The sequence below is a fragment of the Gemmatimonadales bacterium genome, from assembly GCA_036500345.1.
GTDB lineage: Bacteria > Gemmatimonadota > Gemmatimonadetes > Gemmatimonadales > GWC2-71-9 > Palsa-1233.
This window is the reverse complement of record DASYCE010000013.1, coordinates 86,181-95,089: the sequence shown is the minus strand read 5'-3', so window position 1 is coordinate 95,089 and position 8,909 is coordinate 86,181. Positions and strand designations below refer to the sequence as shown.

The 8,909-nt window shown below is 66.2% G+C and carries 8 protein-coding genes and 3 tRNA genes; 5 read left to right on the top strand and 6 right to left on the bottom strand.

From position 1 onward, the window contains the following. Positions 1-316: transcriptional repressor (locus VGM20_07715; protein ID HEY4100747.1), on the bottom strand; the 316-nt coding region annotated here is incomplete at its 3' end. A 44-nt stretch (positions 317-360) separates the two neighbouring features. On the opposite strand from VGM20_07715, the gene VGM20_07710 reads away from it, so the two are divergent. Then, the gene (locus VGM20_07710; GenBank protein HEY4100746.1) at positions 361-1,947 is read left to right on the top strand and encodes an alkaline phosphatase family protein; all 1,587 of its coding nucleotides are present in this window, start codon (positions 361-363) and stop codon (positions 1,945-1,947) included. On the opposite strand, the gene VGM20_07705 is transcribed toward VGM20_07710, so the two are convergent. Continuing rightward, the gene (locus tag VGM20_07705) at positions 1,944-2,642 is read right to left on the bottom strand and encodes an SURF1 family protein (GenBank protein HEY4100745.1); all 699 of its coding nucleotides are present in this window, start codon (positions 2,640-2,642) and stop codon (positions 1,944-1,946) included. The two genes, VGM20_07710 and VGM20_07705, sit on opposite strands and share 4 nt — an antisense overlap. A 184-nt stretch (positions 2,643-2,826) precedes the next feature. Here VGM20_07705 and VGM20_07700 point away from each other — a divergent pair, with 184 nt between their 5' ends. The 3 genes from VGM20_07700 to VGM20_07690 all read left to right on the top strand — a co-directional run bounded on the left by VGM20_07700 (position 2,827) and on the right by VGM20_07690 (position 3,698). Then, on the top strand, positions 2,827-3,483 hold the full coding sequence (locus VGM20_07700) for an outer membrane beta-barrel protein (GenBank protein ID HEY4100744.1): 657 nt from the start codon (positions 2,827-2,829) through the stop codon (positions 3,481-3,483). A gap of 48 nt (positions 3,484-3,531) precedes the next feature. Then, positions 3,532-3,613: transfer RNA gene (locus VGM20_07695), tRNA-Leu, on the top strand. A 13-nt stretch (positions 3,614-3,626) separates the two neighbouring features. Then, positions 3,627-3,698, top strand: a tRNA-Thr gene (locus tag VGM20_07690). A 36-nt stretch (positions 3,699-3,734) separates the two neighbouring features. On the opposite strand, the gene VGM20_07685 is transcribed toward VGM20_07690, so the two are convergent. Then, complete coding sequence (locus VGM20_07685; GenBank protein HEY4100743.1) at positions 3,735-4,412, bottom strand: dienelactone hydrolase family protein; 678 nt, start codon at positions 4,410-4,412, stop codon at positions 3,735-3,737. Between the two features lie 50 nt (positions 4,413-4,462). Between VGM20_07685 and VGM20_07680 the strand changes: the two genes are divergently transcribed. Continuing rightward, a tRNA-Pro gene (locus tag VGM20_07680) sits at positions 4,463-4,536 on the top strand. 64 nt (positions 4,537-4,600) lie between these two features. Here the strand turns inward: VGM20_07680 and VGM20_07675 are convergent. The 3 genes from VGM20_07675 to VGM20_07665 form a co-directional block, all read right to left on the bottom strand. After that, the gene (locus tag VGM20_07675) at positions 4,601-6,613 is read right to left on the bottom strand and encodes a serine/threonine-protein kinase (GenBank protein HEY4100742.1); all 2,013 of its coding nucleotides are present in this window, start codon (positions 6,611-6,613) and stop codon (positions 4,601-4,603) included. 135 nt (positions 6,614-6,748) lie between these two features. Next, positions 6,749-8,092, bottom strand: a complete 1,344-nt coding sequence (locus VGM20_07670) for a galactokinase family protein (GenBank protein HEY4100741.1) — start codon at positions 8,090-8,092, stop codon at positions 6,749-6,751. Then, positions 8,089-8,904, bottom strand: a complete 816-nt coding sequence (locus tag VGM20_07665; protein ID HEY4100740.1) for a nucleotidyltransferase family protein — start codon at positions 8,902-8,904, stop codon at positions 8,089-8,091. Before VGM20_07665 ends, VGM20_07670 begins: the two co-directional genes overlap by 4 nt. Between the last annotated feature and the right edge of the window lie 5 nt (positions 8,905-8,909).

Genomic DNA, 8,909 nt, shown 5'->3' with positions numbered 1-8,909 from the left:
AGAATCCCGGGGGCACCAGCTCGTCGAGCGATCCAACGCATCCCGTTACCTCGTAAACCCGGTCGCAATTGCGACACCGAAAGTGATGATGGTGCGGCTTGCCGCGCAATTCGTAGCGCGGAACCTCACCAGGCAACTCGACGGTGGTGAGCCACCCCTCGTCCACCAGTGTCCGGATGTTGCGATAGACCGTGGCGATCCCGAGACCGCCGACTTCCGATCGGGCCAGCTCCAGAACCTCGCCGGTGCCGAGGGGCCGGTCGGCACGCTGAAACGCTCGCCGGATTGCCCCGCGTTGCCTTGTATTACGTTCCATCCCAGCGGCTCCTTTATTCTGGCGACCGCTGCGCCAGAATTCTAATGTCGACCCCCGACTACCTGATGGTCCCGATGCGTCGTACGACGATTCGCCTGCTGCCCCTGTTAGCTCTTTCCTGTCCATGGCTCCCCCTTATTGGACAACAATCCAGGCCGCGGCTGGTTCTTGCCATTGCCATCGACCAATTCCGCCCCGACTACCTTGACCGCTGGCGGGACCAGTTCACGGGTGGCCTCGCTTTCCTGCTCCACAGCGGGATTTTCTACCCGCACGGCGAGCAGGACCACGCCATCACTGAAACTGCGCCCGGCCATTCCACCATGATGAGTGGTAGATCGCCGGCACGTACCGGGATTGTCACCAACGGGCTTGGTGTGCCCGACGCGTCCGCTCCGCTTCTCGGATCGTCCGCGACCGGCGCGTCTCCCCGGCGCTTCCTTGGTACGACGCTTTTGGACTGGATGCTCGCACGCGATCCCAATACCAAGTCTTTGTCGGTTTCGCGGAAAGACCGCGGCGCCATTCTTCCTATGGGCAAGACCCGCACAGGAGTGTTCTGGTATTCCCAGGGTCGCTTCACCACCAGTACGTACTACGCGGACACGCTTCCGGCGTGGCTTCGCGCCTGGAATGCACGCGATCCGGTCGATCACCTGAAGGGCACGTCCTGGACGCTGTCGCGCGATCCATCCTCGTACCCGGAACCCGATGACCGGCCGTTCGAAGCCGGCGGCAAGGATCGCCTCTTCCCTCACGTGATTCCGGCGGACTCGGCGGGCGCTGCCGAGGCCCTGCCGGATTTTTCGGTGATGGATTCGCTCACGCTCGATGTGCTCTTCACCGGCATTCGTGCGATGCGACTGGGGAAGGGGCCGGAGGTCGATTTCGCATCGGTCTCGCTCTCGTCCACCGATGCCGTCGGTCACAAATGGGGGCCCGGGTCGCGCGAGATGCACGACCATGTGCTCAACGTCGATCGATGGCTCGGCCATTTCTTCGATTCACTCGCGACCGTCGTCCCGCTCGATCGGGTGATCATCACGCTGACCGCGGACCACGGCGGGACCGAGTTCCCCGAGGCCGGCGCGGGAGGTCGACTCAACCTCGTTCCACAGGTCCGCGCACTCAACGCCTGGAGTCAGTCCCACGGCTACCCCGGCCTGCGCGCCTCGACCGAGGCAGGATTGATCTTCGGCAACTTCGACTCGCTGGGTGCACGCGGTGCGAACGTCGACTCGATCGCCACCGCCCTCGCCGCCTCGATCGCGAAGCTTCCTGGGGTGCGGCGGGTATACACGCCCCGCACGCTGGCGGCGGGGTCGCGTGATGATCTCGACCTGATGCGCTGGCGCCGGCAGCTCCCGCCCGAGTTCTCGTGGGTCGTGGCGGTGAGTGCCAACCCACATTGGATATTCAGCGGCAGCAGCGATGGAACGACCCATGGCACGACCAATCCGGACGACGTCACGGTGCCGATGCTCTTCCGCGTGCCGGGAGAGCGGGCGGCGCGAATCGACCGCGTTGTGCGGACCGTCGACATTGCGCCCACGCTGGCGTCCCTTCTCGGCATCGCACCGCTTGAGCAGGTCGAAGGGGTGGCGCTGGCCGAGGTCGTGCGGCGGCACTAGGGCGCCGTCGTTGCGGCCCGCCGCTCTCGCCACAGGATGATCACCGGAAAGAGCAGGACGGCGAAGGCCATCCCGAACCATTGAATCGCGTAGCTGAGATGCGGTCCGTTGCTGATCTCCGGCAATGGAATCGTCGCCAATTTCCCCGGACCGGTCGTGTCGCCCGCAAGGAGGAGATCGACGTCGAGTGAACCGGTCGCGCGGGCATGCGTGACGCGTTGATCGAGCCGCTGCCAGGTGCTGACGCCGTTATGCACGAGCGGCCGTCCGCTGTCGGCAGCGCGTGGAATGGCGAAGGCCACCCCCGTCACCGTCACTTCACCGCTGCCTGGCGCGGGGATCGAGTCCGGCGGCGTCGCCGCATCGGGTGATCCCACAAATCCTCGAACAACCCAAAGGACCGTGCTGTCGCCTTGCAGCACCAGCGGCGTCACGACCTCGAGTCCCGGCGCATCGTTCTGCACCCGCCCGCGCAGCAGTAGCTGACGCGCGACATCGAACGTTCCCCGTGCGACGATGCGCCGTCCTGAATCGATCGCAATACCCGGCGAGAGGTCCTGCGGGAGATGAATCGGCGATTCTGCCTGCGCCGCCAGGAAGACTGCGTTGCTTGCCTTCCGGCCGGCGAGGCGGCGCAGCTGCCAGCGGCCGAGGGAAATCGTCACCGCGGCCATGCCGAGCGAAGCGGCGATCATCAAAAAACGTCGGAATCCAGACAATCGTGACCCTTGGAGAGGACAATCCTGACGCCCCGTCAGAGGCGATTTTCAGGATAAAGCATTGCGACTTCACAACATAGCCTAATGGCATGTCGCCTGCTGTAGTGGGGCCGGGAACCTTCCGCTCGTCTAACGTTGGCACCTGTACAGAGGAGACATCATGCGACCGAACCCGAAATATCTCGCCCTTGTCATTCTGATGGCTGGATCCGCCTCGGCACTCCAAGCCCAGCGGCGTGATCGCGGGCTCGTCGAGTTGCCGCCACGCCCGGTACGCGCCGGTCTCTACTTCACCGGCTCGGTTGGCGCTGGCAGTGAACAGTGCAAGTTCGAAACGGAGCCGTGCGCGATTCTCGATCCCGACGGAAACGCCATTCCATCCGACGACACGTGGCGCAAATCGATCACCTCTCCCTCGTTCCAGCTGCGCCTTGGCGGTACGCCTTCCCGCAACGTCCGGCTCGGGGGAGAACTCTTCGGCTGGAGCGCCGACAACGGCCCCAATACCGAGCGGACCGTCGGCTTGCTGCTGAGCGGGCAGTTCTATCCGTCTCGGCGTGACGGGCTCTATCTCAAGGGCGGCCTCGGCATGGGGTGGAGCACCACCGATTTCAACGACGGAACGGGCGTGACCGAAAACGGATTCATCGGCAACATCGGTGCGGGATGGGAGTTCGCGCTGACGCCGCACGTCGCGGTCGGTCCGGTGATCGATTTCTACCAGGCGAGTTACCCCCACGCCGGCGACGAAACCTTGTCCGAGCGGTTCCTGTACGTTGGTCTTTCGCTCACGCTCCAATCAGGGCGTCGCTTCTGATGGCACGTTGACCCCATCGGGCGTGCGCGCTATACTGACCCGCGCCACGCCCTGGTGGTGAAACTGGTAGACACGCTATCTTGAGGGGGTAGTGCCGCAAGGCGTCGCGGTTCGAATCCGCGCCAGGGCATGCAGGTGACACTGCCACTGTAGCTCAGGGGTAGAGCACTCGATTCGTAATCGAGCGGTCGTCAGTTCAAATCTGACCAGTGGCTCTGACCGCGCCCACCCGGCACAATGAAGCGGCGCCTCTACCTTGAGGCGCCGCTTTCCGTTGGATCCCTCAGCACTCCATCGAGCCAGACCGCAGCATCGCGCAGTTCCACTTCACTGATGGTGTGAGACATCCCCGTGTAGGTGTGCGCTTCCAACCTGGCGCCAGCGGCGCGTAGCGTCCGCCAGCCCGCTTCGGCCGCGTCGTATGGCACCGCGCTGTCTGCGGTTCCGTGGCCCCAGAAGATCGGTGTTGATCCGACGCGTTCGGCGGTGACTTCGACGGACGGATGATCGGCGAGAAACCCCGAGAAGACCATGACGCCGTGCACCGCACCGGGGTGCCGCATCACATACGCCAGCGACGATGTCCCGCCTTGCGAGAATCCGCCAAGAATGACCGGAACATCGTGACGGCCGAGGTGCGCCGGCAATACGGCAAGGAACGCTGCGAGCGCTTCCTGGCCGTGCTCGAATGATTCCGAGTCGGGCGTGGTACCGCCGAGAAACTGATACCAGGCGTACCCCGGCCCGTAGCCCCATGGCGCTGCCGGAAATGGCGCTCGAATCGAGACGGCGGTGGCGTCGGGATGCAGCATGCGACCGAGTGGTTCGAGATCGCGTTCATCGCTGCCGCGGCCATGGAGGAGAACGATGATCGGCCCGTCGCCGGACCCGCGATCGATCACTGCGTGCAGCGGAAGAGGATCGGCCACGCGCCCCTTACTCGGTCCTGTGGATTCGACTATCATTGCGGCGCTCATGACGGGACGTAGCGCAGTCCGGTAGCGCACTGCAATGGGGTTGCAGGGGTCGCGGGTTCAAATCCCGCCGTCCCGATGACACGAGTCGAGCAGGGAACCGGACAAGGTTTTCCTGCTCGACGTTTTTTCGTGGATCAGCATCACTGGCCGGTCCGCTTCTTCAATTCCTTCACCGCATCAGGTTGCTTCAGGTTGGCAGCCTTCTTGAGCCATTCCATTCCCGCGCTATCGCTCTTCGCGGTGCCGTGCCCCTTGAAGTACGCCTGCGAGGCCTGCCACGCTGCTTCGGCCGAGCCCGCATCACCGGCCTTGGTGAACCAGGTCAGCGCTTCGGTTTCGTTCTTGTCGATGCCGCGGCCCCTGGCCAGGAACTCGCCGAGTTTTGCTTCTGAACCTGCGTCGCCGCGCTCGGCCGCCTTGCGATACCAGAGCGCCGCCTCCGTCTCGTTCTTCTTGATGCCGCTGCCGTTCTCCAGGCGATAGGCCAGGGTCTGCTGGGCTCGCAGGAAGCCGCCGGCAGCCGCCTCGCGGAGGAAGATCAGCGATTCATCATCATTGCGGACGTTGGCGGGGCCGACCTCGAGGACGTGTGACAGCAGGAACTGCGCTTCGACGTCGGTCGCCGCCGCCTTGCGGTACCAGGTGACTGCGTCGGTTGCGCTCTGGGCGACGCCGGTCCCGTTCTCATACATCGAGCCCAGTATCCGTTCGGCTGCGGCGTTCCCCGCCGTGGCTTCCCTGGTGCACTGCGGTGCGGCTGCAGCCCACGTTGCCGCCGCGGCGAGCTTGGCACACGAGTTGGCACCGGCGGGTGGAGTATTCGACGCGGATGGACCGGTCTGTGGGGCCGCGGCCGTCCCCGCGACGGTCGAGCCGGCCGCTCTCGGCGATATTCCGCCCTTGCTGCCGTTCGGGGTGGTGCCGGATCCTGGCTTCGCTCCGCGCCCGGTCGAGGGTGCCGGCGCGGGTGTGGTCGTGGCGGGTGTACCGGATGGCTTGGTCGATGTTGCCGCCGAATCCGGCGCCGCTGCAGGCAGTGCCACGGCCACCGGCGTCGTCGGCACGACGGGAGCCTTGTTTCGCGACGTGATCCACCAGTCGCCAAGCAGCAGGAGAAGCACGGCTGCAAGCGCGACGGTGAACACACGCGTGCGGTTCATGCCGCGGTGTGGCGCGGTGCTCGCGACCCCCGATTCGATGCTGTCAGTTTCGAGCATCGCTGCGAAATCGCGCATCGTGTCGAACCGCTCCGCCGGTTCCTTGGCCATCGCTCGCTGGATCGCCGTGGCGAGGCCGCTCGGCACATTGGCGACCTTGGTCGCGAGCGGTGGCGGCTCGGCGACCAGCTGCTGGTAGAGGACCGCGCGCGTCGATTCGCCTTCGAACGGGAGGCCGCCGGCCAGCATGCGATATCCGACGACCGCGAGCGAGTACTGATCGCTGCGGGCGTCGATCGTCTTGTCGCCGCACGCCTGCTCCGGACTCATGTACTGTGGCGTGCCGATGATGATCCCGGTCGTGGTGAGCGCCTCGCTGGGATCGCCATCCGACGCGGCGCCGACGGCTTTGGAGATGCCGAAATCCATCAGCAGGACGCGCTTGTCGCGCCCTTCCAGCATGATGTTTTCCGGCTTGATGTCGCGATGGATCACGCCGGCGTCATGCGCGGCGCCGAGTCCGAGTGCAGCCTCGGAGAGAATGCGGCGCACTTCCGCGGGTTGCATCGCGCCGTCGCGATCAAGGACCGCGCGGAGACTCTCACCGGCGATCATCGGCATGATGATGAACGCGAGTCCCTCGGCCTCGCCGATGTCGTACACCGGCACGATGTGGGCATTGCGCAGCGTAGCAATCGTTTCGGCCTCGCGACGGAAGCGCTGCAACAGTTCGGGCGAGAGGCCGAGATCGGGGCGAAGCACCTTGACGGCGAGGTCGCGCTTGAGGCGCAGATCACGAGCGCGGAAAACTTCGGCGAACCCGCCGGCGCCGATCCGTTCCTGCAATTCATAGCTGGGACCGAGGGCGCGCTGCAGCTTGCGGAGCAGGTCGACGGGGCCGATCCCGGAACGCGTCGTCGTCGCGACGATTTCGCCGGTCTCGCGATGCAAGCCTGCTGGCGTCGCGGTGCCGCAGACATAGCAAAAGGACGCCATCCCGGGAAGGGGGGTATTGCAGGTCGGACAGGCCCGGGTTGGCTGGCTCATTCGGTATCCGGCACGTGGGGAAGCCTCAGCATAGCCCCGCCGCAGGCGGAGTCAAGGGAGAGGCACAGTCGCGGCAGAACGCTCTCACGGAGGGGGGAGTTCCACCGCGGGCGGGCCAGGCGGGGAGACGAAGAAGTCGGCGTGCAAGCGGCGCGTGGGGAACCGCTCGAGGTACGCAGCCCGCCAGCGCTGGATTCCATGATTGGCGGCGTCCACCGGGAACAGCGCCCACACGCTTCCGCCGAAGCCCGCGCCGAACGGCGACCCGGCGACGGCCCCCGCCTCGGTTGCTGCGCGGGTCAGAAAGTCGGTCTCGGCGACCTGGTTGCGCAGGGTGGTCCGGGCGAGATCGAATGATCGTGCCACCAGGGACCCGATCGCCAGCACGTCGCCCCGGCGCAGATGCCCGGCGACCGCAGGGATAATGGTCATCGATTCGTCGCAGAATTGTCGCAGCCGGCCGCGGAGCGCGCCGTCGCGGTCGATCCCGGTTTCGCCGAGGGCCCGGAGCAGGGCATCCTCGGCGCCGGGATCGCTCCCCATCGCTGCGAAGAGCGAGTGATCGTCGCGCCCGGTGTGATGGTGCCAGTGCGTCAGGAGCGCCGCCACTTCGCCGGCGAGGGCATTGTATCGCGACTGGACCGCGCCCCCCTTCGCCGCATGAACCCCGGACGCTGCAACAGCGAACACCCAGCCGGGCGGCATTGTGACCACTTCCTCGGCGGTGACCGGCACAAAATGATACTGCAGCAGCGCGCCGGGGATCGATCGAAGAATGGCGGTCTGATCTTCGCTGCCGCCTTGCGTCCCCACGCCGTGATCGGCCGCGAAGGTCGCGAAGCCGCGCCCGTTCTCCACCGCACCGAGGTACTCGGCGAGGAGGTCGGGTGACGTGATGGTGCGCCGCCACTCGTCCCGGGTCGAGAGGGCATTGAATGACGCGAGCGGCAGGAAGGTCGCGATGACGAAAGCGCTTGACGACGACAGGCCGGCGGCGGAGGGCAACGACGAGCTGAACACCGCATTCATCCCGGTGGCCGCTCCGGGAAAGTCGCGGGCAACGCGCCGGATGACGCTGATCGGATAATCACTCCAGTGGCCGGGGCGCTGCGGCGTGGCGGGATCGAGCGACGCGGTCAGCGACGAACGTGTCGACGCATCGGCGAGGCAGACGACGCCGTCGCGGCGCGGGGCCGCGACGACATGAAATCCGCGCTCGACGGTGCAGAGCAACGAGCGCCCGCCACCATAGTCGGTGTGCTTTCCGAGCACCTCGATGCGGCCGGGGACCCACCATGCGCGTGCACCCGCCGTGTCGCCGAACGATTCGGCGAACCGCGTCTCGACCGCGGCGAAGTGCTGTGCGGCGAGTGCGGCGCCGGCGGGCGAGAGGCCGATCGTGGTCGCGCGTTCGGTCCAGCGCGTCACAACCGGAGCTCGCGATCGCCGAGCTGACGCGCGACGTGCGCAACATCGGCGCGGCTCGACAGGTCGAGGACTCCCTCAGTGCTCGGAATGGCTTGCAGGACGGCCCCCCGGTCGACCGCGAGGCCGACGGCGATCGGCAGCTCGAGTTCGCCGCGGGGTGACAGTGCGACGTCGCGGCACGCGGCGAAAATCTCGCGGTCGAACCGCCAGAGGTTCATGCTGATCCAGCGGCTCTCTGCCGCGGCGAGGTCGATCAGCGACGGTTTCTCGATGATGCCGCGCAACACGTTGCCGGGGCCGAGGGTGAGGATCGCGAACGACGCGATGCGCTCCGCCTCGATATTGCTGTTGCGGATCAGGTGCTCGCGATCGAACGCCACCAGTCCGGGCGAGCCGAGCGCCACCAGCGCGTCAAGCGATGCTCGCGAATACAGATTGTCGGCGTTGAGGACCAGGAATTCGCGATCGCGGATCACCGGCTCGACAGCGAGCACTGCATCTGCGGTGCCGCGGGGCGCCGGCTGCACCACGAACTCGATGGTGAGATGATGCGGCGGCGTGGTGGTGTAGTGGTTCCGGATCAGGTCGTGGGAGGTGCCGACGACGAGGACGACCGATTCGATTCCGGCCTCGACGAGCGACCCGAGCACGTGATCGAGAAACGGGCGGCCGCGCGAGTCGGGGATCATCCCCTTGATGCCGAGGCTCGCGGCGGCTGCCTGCTCCGGGGTGAGGGATGCGCCGCCGTTGTCACGGCGCATCCGGCTTCCCACGCCGGCGGCGAGAACCACCGCCGTCGTGCAGCTGATCATCGGGC

What these genes read in the sequence shown, in the direction of transcription:
- VGM20_07675 (HEY4100742.1), bottom strand. Translation starts at nt 6,613, where the DNA reads ATGGCGTCCTTTTGCTATGTCTGCGGCACCGCGACGCCAGCAGGCTTG.
- VGM20_07665 (HEY4100740.1), bottom strand. Translation starts at nt 8,904, where the DNA reads ATGATCAGCTGCACGACGGCGGTGGTTCTCGCCGCCGGCGTGGGAAGC.
- VGM20_07705 (HEY4100745.1), bottom strand. Translation starts at nt 2,642, where the DNA reads ATGATCGCCGCTTCGCTCGGCATGGCCGCGGTGACGATTTCCCTCGGC.
- VGM20_07700 (HEY4100744.1), top strand. Translation starts at nt 2,827, where the DNA reads ATGCGACCGAACCCGAAATATCTCGCCCTTGTCATTCTGATGGCTGGA.
- VGM20_07710 (HEY4100746.1), top strand. Translation starts at nt 361, where the DNA reads ATGTCGACCCCCGACTACCTGATGGTCCCGATGCGTCGTACGACGATT.